Consider the following 19,954-nt stretch of genomic DNA (forward strand, 5'->3'; position numbering starts at 1 on the left):
AGGCTGATTTAACAAACAATCTTGCAAATGTGTTTGGCATATCGACAAGTGCCTTAACTGTGCCCGACATTGACAGCTACAACGGATTAATGCACACTCTGTTTACTCTTGAGGATTTATACGGTTTTCGTATTGATAAACTTGATGACGAACTTTGTATACGCCTTGATAAGGGTATGGGAACAAACTATCTTACAATGTTTGATATGTTTTCCGCTTGGCAGGAGCAGGCGGAGAAGTTAAAAAACGGCGAAATCACAAAAGAAGAATATGACAAATGGAGATATAACTATCCCGAAAGCGTAGCTTTCAATTCTCGTAAGGAGGACAAAAATAAATGAACTTTGGTAAAGTAATCAAATTATTTCTTTTAGATGGAACTCCAAATGGTCGTTGGATATGTGAATTGTCAAATTGGACAGGTATTGCCTATAAAATACCCAGAAATATGATAAAGGAGAGCGAAAATAGAGATGAGCTATCTTCGCCCGGTATATATTTTCTTTTCGGCCGTGATGATGAAAACGACAAACCGCTTGTTTATATAGGAGAAGCAGAAAATATAATTGCAAGATTGAAGCAACACTTGGACAGAAAGGACAATTGGAACGAAGCAGTCGCTTTTATTAGTAAGGATTCTAACCTCAACAAAGCTCACATAAAATACTTAGAAAATCGATTTTACACCATTGCTAAAATGTGCGGTCGCTATTCCATAGACAACAACAATATACCTACCAAATCAACCGTTTCTGAGGCTGAGGTTGCCGAACTTGAGGAATTTATATACAACGCAAAAATACTGGTAAATGCACTTGGTCATAAAACATTTGAAAGTTATTCTGAAAAACAAATAAACGAAAAAGAGAATAATCCGATTTTTTACATTTCTGCAGGTAACGGAAAAGCTTCTATGATTGCAACATCAGACGGATATGTTTTACAAAAGGGATCTTGTATACATATAACATCTGCAGAATCACTTAATAACGGTATAAAAAAGAAAGTTGAACAAAGCCGAAATGACGGTGAAATTAAAGACAATATTTTACAAGAGGATAAACTTTTTTCAAGTTCTTCATCTGCAGCTGCATTTGCGGCAGGATATAGTATCAGTGGTCCTCAACAGTGGAAGACAAAGGAAGGAAAAACTCTAAAATCGTTTGAAACAAAAAAGTAAACAAAAAAGGCATTACCGACTGCAAAAGTCAGTAATGCCTTTTATAGTATTAAGATAATTGTACCTGCAAACCGATAGAACACTTAGAATAAAGTCGTTTTATGGTTTGCTATCATTTTGCTATCAAGTTGGAAATTCGAGAGCCTAAAGCCCAGTGTTTATGCGGGTTTACGCCACTCTTGATGTTCCGAGGCAAAGCTCATTTTAACCAAAGGGGCAAAAATCACTTTCCCAGTTACACTCATTCAATTACAATAAAACTGGAATTTTATTGACAAAATCTCTTGATTTTTCAAGGTTTTCTTCGATTCTGGGCGTAAAAAATGACCTCAAAGGATTGCTCCTTCAAGGTCATTCGAGAATATCAAATTTTACCGATGGTTAAAAATTGGTGTTGCCCAAAAACACTTGATATTATTCCCACTCCTAAGTGTAAAACAGACTTTAACTGTTTTTGTTTAGGAATTTTGACTTGATATGCTTTAATTTAGTACAGATTATCTCAATTCTATGAGGTATTTCTGCTTTTGCTATCAAATAGCTATCACTTGGATGCTATCGCTATCAATAGTAACGTAATGATGTTCGACAAATAAAGTTACATATAAATGCAACATTGATTTTTACTACTTATATTTATAAGACCCAACAAAATGGTATTGATCATTTATATTATCAATTGAATTTCTTCATTGTATTTAGATATTAATTTGCAGAAAATTATAGTGAAACAGGTTAATATAAATATATCATATTTTTGTAGTATTAGCAAGTTGTTAGAAAAAGAGTACAAATAGTTCGAATAGTTGCATACAGTACATTTCTTACAGCTGAATTTGTGTTATTATTTATTCGAGGTGATTAAGTTGCAAAATGATTCTTTGAGTGTTTTTGTTTTACATATAGAAGAAATGCTAACAATCTACAAAACTTATGATAAATTAGCTTTGTATCTTGGTATATCAACAGATACTTTAAAGAGTTGGATGTTAAAAACAAGATCTCCTAAGCTATCAAATTTAGATGCCATTGCAAATAGATTAGGGTGCTACAGCTGTGATTTAATTAATCCACGCCCGATTAAAAATTACGGGAAATATGATAATGATGCCAGAAACTGTTTTGTAAAAAACATAAAAATTATTTTCACTGAAAATGCTTGCTACAACTTAATTCAGCGACTAAATTTGCTAAACAACATTATTACTGATCATATGTTAATATCATATCTAAGGAATTCAAATTATCGTACACCAAATTTGAAAATTCTGGACAATATTGCAAATCAATTAAACATAAAAACTTTCGAATTGATTAAGGAGGATGAGTATGAAGAAAACAATTTCGCAAGTTAATAAACAACGAATTGACAATTTAGTAATCGCACTAAATGGAATTGAAAATAAAATTCCATATATTCTAAAAACAGTATTCAACTTTAAAGGAAGAAAGTCTCCAGAAATTGCAGAAATTGCTATAAAAAAATTAACTGACAAGGACGACATAATTTATGATCCTTTTATGGGTTCAGCTATGTTTAATATAGCTAGTGTAAATGCTGGAAGAAAAATAGTTTCTACTGAAATAGATAACTATACTTACTATGCAGTGTATTCACTACTAGCAAAAATAGATACTAAAAAATTTAATGATATGCTTAACACTCTAGAAGCATCAGTTAAAAATGAGGTAATGGAATTATATGAAACTTCTTGTTGTGGAGTTAAGAATTATATTTCAAAAGTCCTATTTGATCCAGAAACTCATGAATATTTTAATCCAATATCCAATAGAGAAAACGAAAATGGAAATATAAAACTTATTTCAAAGTGCCCCATATGTGGTAAAAAGCAGAAACAATTTGATGAAAATGATTATAAAAAGTTAGAAGAAACCGAAAAGTTGGACACCTCTGAATTTCCTAACGATAAATATATTGAGAATAGCAGAATTAACATTACTAGTTCAACAGGTGCTGATTATTACGGTAGAATTTTTACTAATAGAAACAAAAAAGCATTATTAATTATTCAAAATGGTATAAACAAATTAGAAAAATGCATAGAAAGGGATGTTCTAGAACATGCTTTAGTTTCTTCTCTATCTCTGTCAAGAGTTGCAATGTATGGTTCAAGTACAGATATTCTATATCATGTGGTACCATATGGAGCACAAGATATGAATGTATGGGAATTATTTGAGAGCAAAGTTAAAAACTTTCTTAAATTTAAAGAAGAATATTCGAATGTTCTTTCAGAAAATCCAAATGACAATGATAAGTATCAAATAATTTTATCATCATATCAAGATTACTGTCATAATACATCAAATACATTTGATTTAATATATACAGATTTTCCATATACAGATCAAGTCCCATATTTGGAAAGAAATCAACTTTATAGAATTTGGCTTAAACATTTCTACAACAAAGAACAATACGACCTGACAGATGAAATGTTAAGCAAGGAAATAGTTCTAAGTAACGCACCCGTTAGAACGAATAAACAAAAAATAGAAAGCTATTATCGAGATATTGATATTATGTTTTCTACCTTTAATAAAGTGTTAAAAACTAATGGACTGATTGTATGTACTGTAAAATTGGGCAAAAATAAGTACTTTTCAACTTTAATGGAAATAATAAATCTTGCACGAAAAAATGGATTTGAATATATAACAAGAATCGGCATTGATAAAGATGATCCGTCGTTAAGAAAACAATCTGCCTATAAAAATACTTTATCAAACGAAATGATTATTATTTTCGAAAAATTAGATGAACTGAATAGATACTGGTATATCAACAACAAAAATTATGAATTTGAATGTGTTAAACTGATATATGACAAAATTAATAAGAGCAACACAGATATAAATATTACACAAGCAGTATCATATATTGCAGAAACTATCTTAAGAAAAGAAAAGTACTGTATTTCAGAATCTGATAAACAAATAATCAATCAAACTATTCGAGATAATTTTGTTATTGATAAACAAAACGCTGCAGTTAGAATAGACAGTAACAAATTATATTTAGATATTGAAGATAAAACGGATTTATTTACCAAGCTTTACAATTATATACCAATTTTCATTGATAAATTATTATCTGAAAAAGGAAGTTTTGTACTTGATGATTTATATTTTGAAATTGCAAACACATTATGTACAGGCGACCCGAAAACGATCAATCAATTCATTGACGATCCAAGACATCAGCAAGGCATAGAACGGTTGATCAATACGTACTGTTCAACCGATGGCAAATCTTATGAAAGAAAAAAACAAGTTATCGTTCAAAATGATGAGGCGATTGATATATCATTAATGAGCGGAACTCAATTCGAAGAGTTGATAAAATTACTGCTTGAAGTTGATGGATATAATGATGTAATTGTAATGGGCGGCGCCGGTGATCTGGGGGTAGATCTACTTGCAAAAAAAGAAAATTCATTTGGCAAGAAAGAACTGTATTTGTTCCAATGTAAACGTTGGGTAGCTGATGTTGGTTCTGAGCCCATGCAAAGATTAGTTGCAGAACGTGATAGACGTGGAGCCGATATTGCTATTTGTGTTACCACATCGGGATATACAAGAGATGGACTAATAATTTCTAGAGAACAAGATATTGGCGCCTGGGATGGTCAGCAAGTAATGGATAAATTAAATCTATATTTTCCAGATCAATACTACAATAGCATACTTAAATGTGAATAAACAAAGCCCACCAGCAATGGTGGGCTTTGTTTTATAGCGTCCATTTTGATATTTTCGAATCCCACTTCAAATGCTTTTCAAAAATTTCGACTAACGATTTGTGTTTTTTCGAAATTTTTGTTAACCAACCATTTTGAATTAATATTTCCATCAATCCATTGTCATATAATTCAGGAGTTGATAGTGCTCCGGCCTGTTTGACTAAAAACTTTGACTGTCTAACAATATTATCTTCAATTTCATCCATATCTTCTTTTCCGTTTTGCTCGAAAGTAATATTCCTATCTTTTACAAAAAACAAGATACAATCTCCGTTCAATGACTTCTTCGGACTAATTATATTTTTTAATGTATTTGATTTAGGTATGTGTATTTGCGTCAAATATTTCAAATGATACTTAGATAATATACCAATAATTTTATCCCATACATCCAAATTAGAATCGTGAAAATACATACAAAACATACCACCATTTTTAAGTTTATGAGAACATATTTCAAAAACATTCTCAAGTAAACAAAAATAATTTTCTTCATCTTTGTTTCTTGAGGGTGCAGATGAAACAACAATTTCATCTACTATATTGAAATCTAAATTTAAAAAAGATTTATATAACTGCATATACTCTGAATATGCAACTTGTCCTAAATACGGTGGATCAGTAATTATTAATTGTACAGATTCATCATTTATATCCGATTCTGTAATATTTTGGCTTCCCTTATTAAAGATTTTATAATTTTTTGAACAACTATAATTTTTATTTAAATAAATAATAGTTTTTTTAAAAGCTTTAACCTTTTTTTCTAAAATATCAACAATGTTTTTCTCAACACAATCCGTTTTTGGTATCCAAAGAGGCCATTGAGAATTAGAATGTTTATCTGTGATCTTACACAAATGAAGAACTGACATTAAAATATATTTGAATACTTCATTATAGCCTTCAAGTTCATCTATTATTCCGACTATTTCATCTAAAACAGCAAAATTTCTCTTAGTGAAAATTTGACTAATTGGCTGATTATCATATACAGCAAGTTTACTGTTTGCAATTAATATATCATCACTTATATTTTTTAGTTTATGGTCAACATTAATTTTTAAAATGTCTTCTTCGCTGCAATTTTTATGAAGTTTAGATGAACAAGTGCAACGATAATTTATTGTTTTTATTTCAATATCAGACTCTCTGCTCTTCTTATCAAAAATCACAGATGTTATTATTCCTTTTGAGCCACATTCGGAACATTCTGTTTCGTAAAACGGCAATAATTCTTTTATTTTCTTTAAAAATTTTTTTGAAATATTTTCAAACTTTGATACATCATACTCCTTAAGTAATGTTTCCACTAAAAACACAGGAGCTGAGTTTATTTCACATCCTATTCCAATACGGTTATATTTAGAATTAATTGCTTCTAACAATGTAACGCCCGAACCTAAAAATGGATCATAAACAATATCTCCCTCTTGGCTAAATGATTCAATTAGAATATCACAGATATTGTATGGCTTTTGAGACCAATAAATATTAGAGTTGTACAAATCATTTTTGTTTGTAGCAACAGTGTTATGTATTTTATTTTTTACTTCTTCTATATTTATCGGCATAATACTCTCCAATTATTTACCACTGCAAAGAATCAAATATTCATTTACCTTTTTTTGCGTACTGTTTCTATTGTTTGAATGAACATACTTTTGAGTTACAACTTCTGTTTTGTTAAATCCAAAAGCACTTGAACATTTGCTAATTAAATCATCTATTTCCATTACATAGCGATCAGTTTTTTGCCTTTCAATATCAATAGGATATGCAAAGCTAACTACCAAATCTTTTTTATAAGCTTTTGAAAAATCTATTAATTTCGAAAATGTCATCAAACAGTCTTTTTTTGTGCTAAGTTTAGACTGATACCTATTGTCAGTATATAATCCTTTAGTATAAGTACCACCCTTAACTGTCAATGAAGGATAATCATATCTAGTTACAGTATTTAACAAATGATAATATCTTGAGTACTGCATATCTGTGTAAGGAGGATCAGCATATATTAAGGAAACATTATCCTGAATATCTTTTAAGTTTAACAATTCAGAAAAATTACAATTAAACGCTTTATTTTTACACGGCGAATTAACAAAGCTACCCGACGAAAATTCTTTGAGTTTGGTAATAAAAATATCAATTATTGTTTTTTTTCTTTGACTTAACAGCCGAGTTTTATTTTTTTCTTTATTGAGGGGTTGCGCCATATGACCATCTTTTGAAAATACACATTCTTTCATAGCAAAATACAGTGAAGTCAGCATAGCGTAATATATCGGATCGTTTGAATATCTATCAATAGCATATCTAATTGAGTCTATTTGCATTGACTGAGTTAAACCGAAATAACTAGTTGAATAATATGTAGTAAACAATTCATAACAACAATGCGGAGTTTCAATTAGCACTTTTTTTGTCCACACAGTGGGAATCAATTTATAAAGTTCAATTAATCCATCTGCATTATTTAATAGTAAACACTTTGCTTCCTCATTTGCAAGTTCCAAATACACTTTTCTTTGATTTTTCAAATTTTCGTTATAATGAGCTAAAAACTCATCTTGAATATTACCAAAATCAATATAGTAAGAAGATAGTAAAGCCTTCGCAATTATATAAGCATACAATTCACAATCGTTAGCGTATACCCTGTATTTTGACTTATAGCTGTAACCTACGCTCGATGTTCCAGAAAAAATATCCAAAATCGTTGAATCATCTTTTAAGAATTTGTTTGTATTTTGATGTATAAATTCTAATATGTTCTTTTTACTACCTTGATAATTCAAAACTGAAAACATATCCATACATAAACCTCGTTTCTAACCTCAATAAGTATATCATATTGAATTGAAATTAACAAGCACAAATGAAAAAATAATAGTGTTTTATTAGCATCGTATCATATCGCAATAATAAAAAATGGAGCAACACTGTAAAATGCTGCCCCTTTTAATCAAGTTATAAAATACTTCTAATTAGTCTATGAGTATCATATTGGTTATGTATTTATAGATTAATATATTCTAAAACGGCATAATAAAACGGTTGTAATGCCGTTTCCTATAAAATAACTATTAAGTAAATATAATTATAACCGTTCAAATTATATGTTAGGTGATTAATCAATTTAACGTAATCATATTATTCTAAACTTTATAAATCAATTCTGCATTTACAATTTCTGTTGCTCTATTGCGGATATTATTCATCTTTTGCACCCACAACATCATATCGGTTGATTTGAGCTCCTCGGTAACATTTTCTTTTTCGGCAAGGTCTTTTACCAGCCAGGGAAAAAGGTCTTGAGCCTGCTGTTCAATATCTGCAAGATATGAATTGAGCTTACCGCTTGTCAGCAAATTGTAATAAAGCACCTTGTGATGTTGCTTCAAATATCGTTTGTGTCGCATTCCCCAAATACCGATATTCGCTTCCTTTTCTTCCGCCGGTAATAAATCGGGCAACATATAGTCGCCCACCTGCGTATAGGTACCGCCTGTTTGTTCAAAAATTGTATTTGCCATTTTGTTTTACCTCCAAAAATTTATTTATCTTGAGCGTGGATTTTCACGCTTATGACCTTTGATATTTCTTGCCTGTTCAAGCAGATTATCAATTTGTTTGTGCCCGAAAACCTTACGCAAAAGCTTGTAATCTTTGACTTCCGACCGCAGATTTTCGTTTTCGCTTTTTAGTTTGCTGTTGATTTTCGATAACATTTCGTTCTCTCGATAGAGGTTGCCGTTTGTGATGTTTAACCTATGATAACTGTCCCAACCCTCAAAGCAACGAGCCAATGCCGTCTTGACTAACGCTTTTAATCTTTGAATAAGCGGCTCTGCTATTTTGGTTTTATACGCTTTTGCAGACATAAAACCTTGTGGCTCGGAGAGTTGATATTCGGGTGTATTATCGAGCATTTCTTCCACATTCCTTAAGTTTTCCAAACCATCATCATAGTTTAGCACTCGCTCGGATAACACATTAAATTCTGCTTGTTTTTCCTCGATTTCAGCACCTAATTGTTCAAGTTCTGCCATTCGTTCTTGCTTTTTATAATCAAGAACAGACAAATGTTTTTCGTGCGTTCCTTTGTGTTCCCACTCAATTCCGTAGCGTTCCATTACAAATGCAAGTGCAGATTTTTCTGAGCTCACCCATTGATTCCACTCGGTATCTCCACGAGTTCCGCCTTTGAAACCTTGTGCAGCTAACGCTTGTTTTAGTGATACTCTTGTATCAAGTCCACGCTTGCTGCCGATTGTGTACGGAACAAAATCAATGTGCAAATGTGGCGTTGCTTCGTCCATATGCAGATGAGCAGAGAACACTTTCAGGTTAGGGTTTCTTTCTTGAAAGCCACGGTAATACTCATCTAAAATCTGTCTTGCAAGCTGTCCGTTTTCGCTTTCGGCACTCATATTTTCCTTATCGCCAATCTGCAAAATCAGTTCGTGAAACGGTTTTTCCTGCTTTGAATTTCTGATTTTCTCATAGTAATTTTCTATCTTTCGGTCGGCTCTTGTCTGCTTTTCGTTGTATCTTTTAAGTGCTTCATCAAATAGTTCGTGGTAAATTTTCTTTATCGGCTCGTTACAGTAATCAATGTTCAAATGCGTTCTGATACCGTCAACATTTTCAGCCTTGAACTTGCGGCTGTTGTGGTTTACTGAGCCTTTACCGACCATTGCGCTTATCGTTCTTTGCATAAGTTATACCTCCAATCTTATAAACTTGCTCGTCCTCGGTTCTGTTACTCTTGTCAAGAGTAACGCAAAAGCACTTTTGACAGGCAAGCCCATCAAAAATGCAACCTGCAAGCAGGTTTTGCGCTCTCTGAGGGGCAGGGGCTGTCCTTTGAAAAGGACACCCTGCACCCCGTCTAAACTTTATCCGTGTCGGTCTGCGTCGATAGTGACGATGATTTTACCACCGCCTAAAACAGCGACACAACCGTCACACATCGTCACGCTGTTCATAAGTCAAACTAACTTTACGCCCATCGTGACAGCGTTTGTTTTGATAACTTATCCCATATTCATTAAACAAACGCCCTGCGTTAATATTCAACTTCATAGTCAATGCATTTGCTTTCATATCAACGCCGAGAAATTCAACAAGCTCCGTCGGACTGCCATACCATTCGGGATTTTCATTTGTAATTTTGCCGGCGATATTTTCAAGCAATGGTTCGGGCGGCAACTTCCAAAGTTCCGTTTCGATTTTTTCAAGTTCCCACACAAGAGTTTCGGGATTGCGATTAAGATAAATCTTTTGGTCGGGCTGATCTCTGCCTGAAACTTCAAGTGTTGCCGAATTACTTGTGCGCTTTTCTTTCCGTAAAATAAAACCACCGTCAGCGGCACCAAGCAATCCGTTAGTTCCCGAAATCATATCAAATTTGTCATCGGAGTTTTGCTTGCGTGTATGATGAACAAGTAGCAAACATATTCCGTAACTGTCCGCAAACTTTTTAAGCCTTGTGATAATCTCATAATCGTTTGCGTAACTGTAATTGTCGCCGCCCACTTCACGCACCTTTTGAAGCGTGTCTATGATAATCAATTTTGTATCAGGGTGTTCCGCCATAAATCTTGTGAGCTGTTCGTCAAGCCCATTTCCAAGTTGACCCGCCGAAACAGAGAAGTACAAATTATCCGCACTTTCCGTTCCGAACATTCGGTACAATCTTTCTTGCAATCTGTGGTAATCATCTTCGAGAGCAAGGTACAGCACCGTTCCTTTTCGTACATCATAATTCCAAAGCGGTGTACCTGTGCTGATGTGATAGGCAAGCTGTGCCATAAGAAAACTTTTGCCAAGTTTCGGTGCCCCTGCAAAAATATATGTTCCGGGGTAAAGCAAGCCGTCAATCAGCGGTGGTTTGCTTTGATACACCGTGTTATACAACTCACGCATGGAAATCGTTTTCAAATATGATGGATCAAGCTGTTGAAAAAATTCTTTTTGCATTTCTTCAAGATAATCATCTAAACTCTTGTCATCTCCGTTAAAATCGGTTATACTGTTATTAGTTTGTTTTAGGATTGACTGCTCCGTATCTGCGCCAACAGATACAATCGGAGCGGTCTTTTCTTTTTCTGTCATTCTAAAACCTCCTTTAATCCGCCGAGAATATCGGCAATCATTTCGATTAAATCAAGCAATTCGTCATTGACTTCACCGCCGTTTTCAATCCTCTGTAATTCCGTAAGTACATCTGCAAGATTATTACGCAAAGCCTTGTATACTCTCGGATTGCCTTGAACGACAACTTCTTTGTTTATAAGTCGTCTTGTGATATAGTCTTGTTTTGTTAAACCCGAAAGCTGAACGAAGCGTTCAATCTGTTTCCATTCCTCCGGTGAAACTCTAAAAGCCACAGTTTTATTTCTCCAACGGTTGTGTTCATCTTTGTTTTTAAGTGACATATTATTTTTTCTCCTTCCATAATTCATCAAGCGTATTTGCCATTTCATTTTGTTTTGACGGATATATATGTGTATATCTGTCGGTAATTTCTACGGTTTCGTGACCGACTCTATCCGCAATAGCGGCGGCTTGATAGCCTTGATTTATTAAAAGCGAAACATGCGAATGTCTTAAATCGTGAATACGAATACGCTTTACCCCTGCGGCTTTTGAACCTCTGTCCATTTCGTGATGAAGATAGCTTTTTGAAATAGGAAATATCCTGTCACTGTTATTCGGTGAATAAAACATTTTCAAGTATTCTTGCATTTCATCACATAAAAACTGCGGCATTTTTATTGTTCGATTGCTTTTCTCAGTTTTCGGTGGAGTAACAACATCTTCTCGGTGAAGTCTTTGGTATGATTTATTGATTGTAACTGTGCCGCTCTTAAAATCAAAATCACCAGCGGTTAAAGCAAGCAACTCGCCTACACGGATACCTGTCCAATAAAGCATTTGAAACGCATAATATGAAAGAGGCTTGTCCATCATTTCATCAGAAAACTTACTGTACTCCTCCACAGTCCAATAATTCATTTCTTTGTGTTCCTCTTTGCCCATATTGCCCACGGTTGAGGCAGGATTTAATCTTAAACCGTAAATCTTGATTGCGTGATTGAACAATGCGCTCAATTGATTGTGAATCGTCTTTAAATACCCTTGAGAAAGCGGCTCTCCGCTTGAATTAGTCATTTTTCTAATTTCATTTTGCCAAGCGATTACATCTTTTGCCGATATATCACATAATCGCTTATACTCAAAATACGGCAATATTTTAGTTTTAATAATATGTTCTTTGGTAAGCCAAGTGTTTTCCTTTAACTTCGGTCGAACATCTTTTTCGTATAGTTCCGTAAAAGTCTTAAATGGCATAGTGACATCGGCTTTCTTTTCTGTCAGAAATGCTCGTTCCCACTCCTGTGCCTCTCGTTTGGTGGCAAAGCCACGCTTTAATTTTTGCTGTCGCAAGCCTTGCCAGTCTGTGTAACGGAACTGCACATACCAAGTTCCGTTTTTTTCATTTTTAAATGCTCCCATTTTAATCGCTCCTTTCAGTCGTTTTAGTTGAGTAAAATTTTTCGTGAAAGAATTTACGGTCAATTCTGCCGGGAATTGTAATACACCCGGTTGACTGCAATTCTTTGTTTAGTTTGCGTATGAGTTTATATGCGTAAGAAACTGAAACGCCCATTTCTTCTGCCACATCTTCAACACGCATAAACATTTTGTTTGACATTAACATCATCCTTTCATTATTAATTTTCATAATTATTTAGTGTCGGAGAACTTTCTGACCGCATTCCGATTTGCCCGAGCGGATACACCATTACCGTGATGTATGACGACTATTCAGTTGTTTGCAAATAGACTTAACGCTATTCGCTTAATGATTATACTAAACATATTCCGTTATGTCAAGTGGTTTTCGCAAAAATATTAAGCTTTTTTGTTTTATGATACTTGACATTGCTTAACTTGTTATGCTATGATATTTAACATTAAAATGAGAGGGGCTATATTATGGCTATCGGCGAAAGAATAAGATTTTTTAGAAATTTAAAAGGTATGACTCAAAAATATCTCGGTATGCAGGTGGGCTTTCCGGAGAAAACCGCTGACATCCGTATGGCACAGTATGAATCCGGCAGCAGAACGCCTAAGGCTGATTTAACAAACAATCTTGCAAATGTGTTTGGCATATCGACAAGTGCCTTAACTGTGCCCGACATTGACAGCTACAACGGATTAATGCACACTCTGTTTACTCTTGAGGATTTATACGGTTTTCGTATTGANTATATCAACGGTTTCTACAATTCTTTCAGACCTCATTCTCACAATAACGGCCTCTCTCCTGATCAGGCAGAAATAAATTTTTTGTGAAATTTGCTCTTTTACTTGTCTACTTTATTGACTATGGTCCACTTTTTGTAATCAAGGACGGACAGGTGCTGCTCGTGAGTGCCCTTCTGCTCCCACTCGATGCCGTGCCGCTCCATAATCTGAGCGAGGATTTTCTTTTCGGAAAGTATCCAGCGATTCAGCTCGTTGTCGCTCTTCCCCTCGCCTTTGAATCCCATATTGAGCATTGCCTGTTTTAGCGAAACTCGTGTTTCCAAACCTCGCTTGCTCCCAGTTGTGAACGGTACAAAGTCGATATGGATATGCGGCGTTGCTTCGTCCATATGAAGGTGCGCCGAGAACACTCGCAGGTAAGGATTGCGCTCTTGGAAGCCCTGATAGTATTCGTCGAGGATTGCCCTCGCAAGCTCGGCGTGTTCGCCTGTCGCCGACATATCATCCTTGTTGCCGATTTGGAAAATGATCTCGTGGAACAGCTTTTCCTGCTTTCCTGATTCTATGTGCTTATAGTAATCGGGAATTTTTCTGTCCTTGCGTTTCTGCTTATCGTTGTACTGTTTTAGAGCTTCATCAAACATTTCGTGATACACTTTCCTGATTGGCTCGTTGCAGTAATCTATATTCAAATGGGTACGCTCGCTGTCCACGTTCTCCGTTGTGAAAATGCGGCTGTTGTGCGTGACGGAACCTTTACCCACCATTGCGCTGATCGTTCTCTTCATTTATCTACCTCAAATCTGTATAATAATATGGTTATCTCATTAGTTTATCTCTAACTCAGGTTCTGTTACTCTTGTCAAGAGTAACGCAAAAGCACTTTTGACAGGCAAGCCCATCAAAAATGCAACCTGCAAGCAGGTTTTGCGCTCTCCGAGGGGCAAAGAGCCGCCTTTGAAAAGGCACTCTCTGCACACTCTGCTAAACTTTTGCTGTGTCGGTCTGCGTCGATAGTGACGGTGATTTTGCCACCGCCTAAAACAGCGACACAACCGTCACACATCGTCACGCTGTTCATAAGTCAAACTGACTTTACGCCCATCGTGACAGCGTTTGTTTTGATAACTTATCCCATATTCATTAAACAAACGCCCAGCATTGATATTTAACTTCATAGTCAATGCATTTGCTTTCATATCAACGCCGAGAAATTCAACAAGCTCCGTTGGACTGCCATACCATTCGGGATTTTCATTTGTAATTTTGCCGGCGATATTTTCAAGCAATGGTTCGGGCGGCAACTTCCAAAGTTCCGTTTCGATTTTTTCAAGTTCCCACACAAGAGTTTCGGGATTGCGATTAAGATAAATCTTTTGGTCGGGCTGATCTCTGCCTGAAACTTCAAGTGTTGCCGAATTACTTGTACGCTTTTCTTTCCGTAAAATAAAGCCACCGTCGGCGGCTCCAAGCAATCCGTTTGTACCCGAAATCATATCAAACTTATCATCGGAGTTTTGCTTGCGTGTATGGTGAACAAGTAGCAAACATATTCCGTAACTGTCTGCAAACTTTTTAAGTCTCGTGATAATCTCATAATCATTTGCGTAGCTGTAATTGTCCCCGCCCATTTCACGCACCTTTTGAAGTGTGTCTATGATAATCAATTTTGTATCGATGTGTTCGGTCATAAATCTTGTAAGCTGTTCGTCAAGTCCATTTCCAAGTTGACCTGCCGAAACAGAAAAGTACAAATTATCCGCACTTTTCGTTCCGAACATTCGGTACAATCTTTCCTGCAATCTGTGGTAGTCGTCTTCGAGAGCAAGGTATAGGACAGTTCCTTTTTTTACATCAAAATTCCAAAGCGGTGTGCCTGTGCTGATATGGTAAGCAAGCTGTGCCATAAGAAAACTTTTGCCAAGTTTCGGAGCTCCTGCGAAAATATATGTTCCGGGGTAAAGCAAGCCGTCAATCAATGGCGGTTTGCTTTGATACACCGTGTTATATAACTCACGCATAGAAATCGTTTTCAAATGTGATGGATCGAGCTGTTGCAAAAATTCTTTTTGCATTTCCTCAAGATAATCATCTAAGCTCTTGCCATCTCCGTTAAAATCGGTTATACTGTTATTAGTTTGTTTTAGGATTGACTGCTCCGTATCTGCGCCAACAGATACAATCGGAGCGGTCTTTTCTTTTTCTGTCATTCTAAAACCTCCTTTAATCCGCCGAGAATATNTGGTACAGATTGACTATTGTTTGCTTATATTCCTGGGTGTATTTCGGATTTTTTGAAGACATTTTTTATTCCTCCTTTTTCTGTCTTCTATTTTATCATACTTGTCCACTTTTTTATTATATATCCACTTTAAAGCCTCCGCCCATCACGGTCGCTCTCCTCACGGAGAGCGTGGATTGAAATTCAGGCAGAAAAGATTGCAAAAAGCCAAAGTGACAAGTCGCTCTCCTCACGGAGAGCGTGGATTGAAATTAATACTGCTTGCGAGATGTATTATACAATCTTGTCGCTCTCCTCACGGAGAGCGTGGATTGAAATAAAATGTCAGAGAGTATCTACTCAAAAATTTTGTGTCGCTCTCCTCACGGAGAGCGTGGATTGAAATATATCAAAAAAATCGAAATATTATTGCAAAAATGTCGCTCTCCTCACGGAGAGCGTGGATTGAAATCTATAATCGGGTATGGTTCAATTTCCGTATGTTGTCGCTCTCCTCACGGAGAGCGTGGATTGAAATTTACTTATAACTATTTTTTAATAAGTGCTTTACCAGTCGCTCTCCTCACGGAGAGCGTGGATTGAAATAATAATATTATGTTTTTGCTGGCGTTCGGCTTCACGGTCGCTCTCCTCACGGAGAGCGTGGATTGAAATGGCAATAGTCAACATTTCAGCAAAATTTAAGATGGTCGCTCTCCTCACGGAGAGCGTGGATTGAAATATATCCAATAGTAGCGTTTTTACATAAATCACAAAGTCGCTCTCCTCACGGAGAGCGTGGATTGAAATACAAACAATCGTTCTGCCGCCAAAAGTCTTGCTGTCGCTCTCCTCACGGAGAGCGTGGATTGAAATCTCCTTAATTTTATATTGTTTGTATGTCATATCGTCGCTCTCCTCACGGAGAGCGTGGATTGAAATCTCCTTAATTTTATATTGTTTGTATGTCATATCGTCGCTCTCCTCACGGAGAGCGTGGATTGAAATCTAAAGGGCGAAAGACTTATCCGAACTTCTGGAGCGTCGCTCTCCTCACGGAGAGCGTGGATTGAAATATACAAATACACGCTCAGTAACAATGAGCCGCCCGTCGCTCTCCTCACGGAGAGCGTGGATTGAAATTCTTGAGCGTGTTAAATCAGCAGGCTATACACCTGTCGCTCTCCTCACGGAGAGCGTGGATTGAAATAGGAAGAGCTTTTGTAAGAAAAGGCTCCTTAAGGGTCGCTCTCCTCACGGAGAGCGTGGATTGAAATACCTTTACGCATACCTGTATAAAAGGCTATTGCAGTCGCTCTCCTCACGGAGAGCATGGATTGAAATAAAGGGAAGCATAGGCAATTATGAAAGTGGAGTGTCGCTCTCCTCACGGAGAGCGTGGATTGAAATTATATATGCACCGGCATATACTTCGCCTACATTCAGTCGCTCTCCTCACGGAGAGCGTGGATTGAAATATCGTTGCATGATAAAAGCATAATAGAGTCACCATGTCGCTCTCCTCACGGAGAGCGTGGATTGAAATTCACCGGCACTATGCACACGGAGACACTCGCAGAAGTCGCTCTCCTCACGGAGAGCGTGGATTGAAATCTCAATAGATGTACAGCCACAAAATGTTGCATTGCAGTCGCTCTCCTCACGGAGAGCGTGGATTGAAATTTATGTTTTTGTGACACTCACAATTAAAAATTGTGGTAGGACTGTGAAGAAATTTCTTTTGACATGTATAATCAAAAGATGTATCAACATCTACATATCCTGTTCGTACAAAGTGGTTGTTTATGAAGGTTTTGTTGTCAAGATACATATAGCACATAAGATTATTTTCTGCATCATATTTTACAGTATCATACCTCAAGAATATCTTTCGTTTACGAAATTTCTCCTGTAAAAACCTGATGGCTTTTCCTTGATATAGTGGGTTAGACTTGATACCTAACAGACGAACTACAAGTCCATTGCTAAATTCGATTTTATCAGATGCAATTACTTGCTTTACGCTAAAGAGTTCATTGCGTTTTGTTTTTGTCTTATCAATCTTTGAACCAAATTGAAGTTTTTTCATATCAACTTTCTTATCCATTCTATGTGGATCACTGAAAATATAAGGAAGCTAATTAAAAGATGAAATGTTTCCAATTTCGTCTTCTGTAAAAATGTATTTGTGTCATCGTCTAAATTGAACTGATCTACTCCCAATTTCTCGCGAATGATGGGTTCAAAATTTTTGTTAATTTCATAACCGATAGAGTTTCTTCCAAGATTCTTTGCAGCAAGAGATGTCGTGCTACTACTGGCAAACGGATCAAATACAATTTCTCCCGCAAAAGAAAACATTTTAATTAATCGTTTAGGTAGTTCTTCGGGAAACATAGCTATATGTCCCATTTGTTTAACGCCGTTAAAATTCCAATGCGAAGAAAAATATTGATTCCACTCTTCTTTGATAATAATAGATTGTTCTTTCTGCTGTTTTGTTGGTTTTGGCGCATTACCCAACTTCTTGAAAATCAAAATGAATTTATAATCCATCTTTAATATTCCATTACGAGGATACGGATAACTACCCATAATTGCCCCTCCGCCAGAGGTGTTCATTATGGTGGTTTTTTGCCAAATAATAGCTCACATATAATCCATACCTAAAGTTTTACAAAAGCGAATTATCTCTGTTCTAATAGGAATGACCTTATATCTTCCATAATACACAGAGCGGGCAAATTGGTCTCCGATATTAATACACAATCTGCATCCGTCACATAGTATACGATTGCACTCTTTCCATACTAAATTTAAATTGTTGATATATTCTTAGTAACTGTCGTTAAATTTTATTTGATTTTTTGTATCATAATTTTTTGATTACCAGTACGGAGGTGATGTTATAATTAACTGTACAGATTTATCTTTAATCTGATTGAGCGAACGACTATTGCCAAATATAATTTTATGTTCAGTCATAACAAAATCCTTTCTATTTAACAAGTTCTCCATTACTTAAAACAAAGTACTGTTCGTATGTAACATTCAAAGCCTTCGCAATTTGGTTAAGCTCATCTTGAGTGATCGTATTTCTTTTGAGTTTTGCATTAAAATTTTGTGTTGTCTGGTTAATTCTACGTGCAAGTTCAGATAAGCTTACATCTGTTCTTACACACAAAACACGGATTTGTTCTGATGTAGTCATAAATTCTCCTTTCAAGGCTTATCGTATTTACTATAAACTATTTGATTTATAATGCCAATCATTCAGCTGTCGATAAAAGAAAATTAGCGACAGAGATTTCTCCCTGCCGCTGTGGTATTTATATGGTATAAATTAACTCAGCATTTATGATTTCTGTTGCTTGATTACGGATATTGTTCATTTTCTGTACCCAAAGCATTTGATTATCGGCTTTGAATTTTTCTTTTACATTTTCTTTTTCGGCTAAGTCTTTTACCAGCCGGAGAAAAAGTTGTTGCGCCTGCTGTTCAATATCTGCAAGATATGAATTGAGTTCACCCCTTGTCAGCAAATTATAATATAGCACTTTATGGTGTTGCTTCAAATATCGTTTGTGCCGCATTGCCCAAATACCGATATTCGCTTCCTTTTCTTCTTCCGCCGGTAATAAATCAGGCAACATATAGTCGCCCGCCTGCGTATAAGTACCACCTGTTTGTTCAAAAATTGTATTTGCCATTTTGTTTTACCTCCAAAAATTTATTTATCTTGAGCGTGGATTTTCACGCTTACGACCTTTAATATTTCTTGCCTGTTCAAGCAACTCATCAATCTGTTTATGCCCGAAAACTTTACGCAAAAGCTTGTAATCTTTGACCTCTGAACGCAGGGTTTCGTTTTTGGATTTTAGTTTGCTATTGATTTTCGTCTGCATTTCGTTTTCACGATACAGATTTGCATTAGTAAAATTCAGTCTGTTTTTTCTCGATTTCGGCACCTAATTTTTCAAGTTCTGCCGCTCTTTCCTGCTTTTTGTAATCAAGAACAGATAGGTGTTTTTCGTGTGTTCCTTTGTGTTCCCACTCAATTCCGTGCCGTTCCATAACGAATGCAAGTGCGGATTTTTCTGCGCTTACCCATTGATTCCACTCGGTATCTCCACGAGTTCTGCCTTTGAAACCTTATGCGGCAAGCGCTTATTTTAGTCTGACTCTTGTATCAAGACAACGCTTGCTTCTGATGGTAAACGGTACAAAATCAATGTGCAAATGGGGTGTTGCTTCGTCCATATGCAGATGAGCAGAGAACACTTTTAGGTTAGGATTTCGCTCTTGAAATCCACGATAATACTCATCTAAAATCTGCCGTGCAAGCTGTCCGTTTTCACTTTCAGCACTCATATTTTTGGATATATAATAAAAAAGTGGACAAGTATGATAAAATAGAAGACAGAAAAAGGAGGAATAAAAAATGTCTTCAAAAAATCCGAAATACACCCAGGAATATAAGCAAACAATAGTCAATCTGTACCA

General features: G+C 35.8%; 19 protein-coding genes, 1 pseudogene and 1 CRISPR repeat array. Of the genes and pseudogenes, 5 read left to right on the forward strand and 15 right to left on the reverse strand.

Features of this window, described 5'->3' with window-relative positions:
- The 4 genes from C9914_RS11015 to C9914_RS11030 all read left to right on the forward strand — a co-directional run.
- The coding region (locus C9914_RS11015; RefSeq protein ID WP_408003199.1) for a transcriptional regulator at positions 1-341 on the forward strand (341 nt) is incomplete at its 5' end.
- The gene (locus C9914_RS11020) at positions 338-1,180 is read left to right on the forward strand and encodes a GIY-YIG nuclease family protein (RefSeq protein ID WP_106765411.1); all 843 of its coding nucleotides are present in this window, start codon (positions 338-340) and stop codon (positions 1,178-1,180) included. The genes C9914_RS11015 and C9914_RS11020, both read left to right, overlap by 4 nt.
- 866 nt (positions 1,181-2,046) lie before the next feature.
- Positions 2,047-2,535 (forward strand): helix-turn-helix domain-containing protein, encoded by a 489-nt coding sequence (locus tag C9914_RS11025; protein ID WP_106765413.1) that lies wholly within the window; start codon positions 2,047-2,049, stop codon positions 2,533-2,535.
- Positions 2,510-4,903, forward strand: a complete 2,394-nt coding sequence (locus C9914_RS11030) for a restriction endonuclease (RefSeq protein WP_158707411.1) — start codon at positions 2,510-2,512, stop codon at positions 4,901-4,903. The genes C9914_RS11025 and C9914_RS11030 overlap by 26 nt, the downstream gene beginning before the upstream one ends.
- A 31-nt stretch (positions 4,904-4,934) precedes the next feature.
- On the opposite strand, the gene C9914_RS11035 is transcribed toward C9914_RS11030, so the two are convergent.
- From C9914_RS11035 to C9914_RS11070, 8 genes are all read right to left on the reverse strand, one after another.
- Complete coding sequence (locus C9914_RS11035) at positions 4,935-6,518, reverse strand: DNA methyltransferase (protein WP_106765416.1); 1,584 nt, start codon at positions 6,516-6,518, stop codon at positions 4,935-4,937.
- Positions 6,519-6,530: 12 nt separating this feature from the next.
- On the reverse strand, positions 6,531-7,763 hold the full coding sequence (locus C9914_RS11040) for a DNA adenine methylase (RefSeq protein ID WP_106765418.1): 1,233 nt from the start codon (positions 7,761-7,763) through the stop codon (positions 6,531-6,533).
- A gap of 342 nt (positions 7,764-8,105) precedes the next feature.
- The gene (locus C9914_RS11045) at positions 8,106-8,483 is read right to left on the reverse strand and encodes a TnpV protein (RefSeq protein WP_106765420.1); all 378 of its coding nucleotides are present in this window, start codon (positions 8,481-8,483) and stop codon (positions 8,106-8,108) included.
- 24 nt (positions 8,484-8,507) lie between these two features.
- The gene (locus tag C9914_RS11050; protein ID WP_181013453.1) at positions 8,508-9,668 is read right to left on the reverse strand and encodes a plasmid recombination protein; all 1,161 of its coding nucleotides are present in this window, start codon (positions 9,666-9,668) and stop codon (positions 8,508-8,510) included.
- Positions 9,669-9,915: 247 nt separating this feature from the next.
- Positions 9,916-11,067 carry an AAA family ATPase gene (locus tag C9914_RS11055; RefSeq protein WP_106765422.1) on the reverse strand — a complete coding sequence of 384 codons (1,152 nt, stop codon included), beginning with the start codon at positions 11,065-11,067 and terminating at the stop codon, positions 9,916-9,918.
- Positions 11,064-11,390, reverse strand: coding sequence for a plasmid mobilization protein (locus C9914_RS11060; protein ID WP_106765423.1), 327 nt, complete (start codon positions 11,388-11,390; stop codon positions 11,064-11,066). Before C9914_RS11060 ends, C9914_RS11055 begins: the two co-directional genes overlap by 4 nt.
- Position 11,391: 1 nt before the next feature.
- On the reverse strand, positions 11,392-12,471 hold the full coding sequence (locus C9914_RS11065; RefSeq protein ID WP_106765425.1) for a site-specific integrase: 1,080 nt from the start codon (positions 12,469-12,471) through the stop codon (positions 11,392-11,394).
- Position 12,472: 1 nt separating this feature from the next.
- Entirely contained in the window at positions 12,473-12,670 is a 198-nt protein-coding gene (locus C9914_RS11070; protein WP_106765426.1) for a transcriptional regulator, read from the reverse strand.
- 284 nt (positions 12,671-12,954) lie between these two features.
- Here C9914_RS11070 and C9914_RS11075 point away from each other — a divergent pair.
- Positions 12,955-13,242: pseudogene (locus tag C9914_RS11075) on the forward strand (helix-turn-helix domain-containing protein); the annotation flags it as partial.
- Between the two features lie 86 nt (positions 13,243-13,328).
- Here C9914_RS11075 and C9914_RS11080 read toward each other — a convergent pair.
- From C9914_RS11080 to C9914_RS12080, 7 genes are all read right to left on the reverse strand, one after another.
- Complete coding sequence (locus C9914_RS11080) at positions 13,329-14,018, reverse strand: plasmid recombination protein (protein ID WP_181013454.1); 690 nt, start codon at positions 14,016-14,018, stop codon at positions 13,329-13,331.
- A 270-nt stretch (positions 14,019-14,288) separates the two neighbouring features.
- Positions 14,289-15,440: an AAA family ATPase gene (locus tag C9914_RS11085; RefSeq protein WP_106765430.1), complete on the reverse strand. Its 1,152-nt coding sequence runs from the start codon at positions 15,438-15,440 to the stop codon at positions 14,289-14,291.
- Between the two features lie 182 nt (positions 15,441-15,622).
- Positions 15,623-17,134: a CRISPR direct-repeat array (repeat unit 33 nt; unit sequence GTCGCTCTCCTCACGGAGAGCGTGGATTGAAAT).
- A gap of 402 nt (positions 17,135-17,536) precedes the next feature.
- The gene (locus tag C9914_RS11680; RefSeq protein WP_408003200.1) at positions 17,537-18,097 is read right to left on the reverse strand and encodes a DNA-methyltransferase; all 561 of its coding nucleotides are present in this window, start codon (positions 18,095-18,097) and stop codon (positions 17,537-17,539) included.
- A gap of 352 nt (positions 18,098-18,449) precedes the next feature.
- Complete coding sequence (locus tag C9914_RS11095; RefSeq protein ID WP_106765432.1) at positions 18,450-18,662, reverse strand: helix-turn-helix domain-containing protein; 213 nt, start codon at positions 18,660-18,662, stop codon at positions 18,450-18,452.
- Between the two features lie 118 nt (positions 18,663-18,780).
- Positions 18,781-19,161 (reverse strand): TnpV protein, encoded by a 381-nt coding sequence (locus tag C9914_RS11100; RefSeq protein WP_106765434.1) that lies wholly within the window; start codon positions 19,159-19,161, stop codon positions 18,781-18,783.
- A 24-nt stretch (positions 19,162-19,185) separates the two neighbouring features.
- Positions 19,186-19,419 carry a hypothetical protein gene (locus tag C9914_RS12075; protein WP_242972133.1) on the reverse strand — a complete coding sequence of 78 codons (234 nt, stop codon included), beginning with the start codon at positions 19,417-19,419 and terminating at the stop codon, positions 19,186-19,188.
- 199 nt (positions 19,420-19,618) lie between these two features.
- On the reverse strand, positions 19,619-19,954 hold a 336-nt coding region (locus tag C9914_RS12080; protein ID WP_456238924.1), incomplete at its 5' end, for a plasmid recombination protein.

The organism is Pseudoruminococcus massiliensis, from assembly GCF_900291955.1.
GTDB lineage: Bacteria > Bacillota > Clostridia > Oscillospirales > Acutalibacteraceae > Pseudoruminococcus > Pseudoruminococcus massiliensis.

What these genes read in the sequence shown, in the direction of transcription:
- C9914_RS11035 (WP_106765416.1), bottom strand. Translation starts at nt 6,518, where the DNA reads ATGCCGATAAATATAGAAGAAGTAAAAAATAAAATACATAACACTGTT.
- C9914_RS11060 (WP_106765423.1), bottom strand. Translation starts at nt 11,390, where the DNA reads ATGTCACTTAAAAACAAAGATGAACACAACCGTTGGAGAAATAAAACT.
- C9914_RS11040 (WP_106765418.1), bottom strand. Translation starts at nt 7,763, where the DNA reads ATGGATATGTTTTCAGTTTTGAATTATCAAGGTAGTAAAAAGAACATA.
- C9914_RS11100 (WP_106765434.1), bottom strand. Translation starts at nt 19,161, where the DNA reads ATGGCAAATACAATTTTTGAACAAACAGGTGGTACTTATACGCAGGCG.
- C9914_RS11045 (WP_106765420.1), bottom strand. Translation starts at nt 8,483, where the DNA reads ATGGCAAATACAATTTTTGAACAAACAGGCGGTACCTATACGCAGGTG.
- C9914_RS11020 (WP_106765411.1), top strand. Translation starts at nt 338, where the DNA reads ATGAACTTTGGTAAAGTAATCAAATTATTTCTTTTAGATGGAACTCCA.
- C9914_RS11030 (WP_158707411.1), top strand. Translation starts at nt 2,510, where the DNA reads ATGAAGAAAACAATTTCGCAAGTTAATAAACAACGAATTGACAATTTA.
- C9914_RS11070 (WP_106765426.1), bottom strand. Translation starts at nt 12,670, where the DNA reads ATGTCAAACAAAATGTTTATGCGTGTTGAAGATGTGGCAGAAGAAATG.
- C9914_RS11085 (WP_106765430.1), bottom strand. Translation starts at nt 15,440, where the DNA reads ATGACAGAAAAAGAAAAGACCGCTCCGATTGTATCTGTTGGCGCAGAT.
- C9914_RS11095 (WP_106765432.1), bottom strand. Translation starts at nt 18,662, where the DNA reads ATGACTACATCAGAACAAATCCGTGTTTTGTGTGTAAGAACAGATGTA.
- C9914_RS11055 (WP_106765422.1), bottom strand. Translation starts at nt 11,067, where the DNA reads ATGACAGAAAAAGAAAAGACCGCTCCGATTGTATCTGTTGGCGCAGAT.
- C9914_RS11050 (WP_181013453.1), bottom strand. Translation starts at nt 9,668, where the DNA reads ATGCAAAGAACGATAAGCGCAATGGTCGGTAAAGGCTCAGTAAACCAC.
- C9914_RS11065 (WP_106765425.1), bottom strand. Translation starts at nt 12,471, where the DNA reads ATGGGAGCATTTAAAAATGAAAAAAACGGAACTTGGTATGTGCAGTTC.
- C9914_RS11080 (WP_181013454.1), bottom strand. Translation starts at nt 14,018, where the DNA reads ATGAAGAGAACGATCAGCGCAATGGTGGGTAAAGGTTCCGTCACGCAC.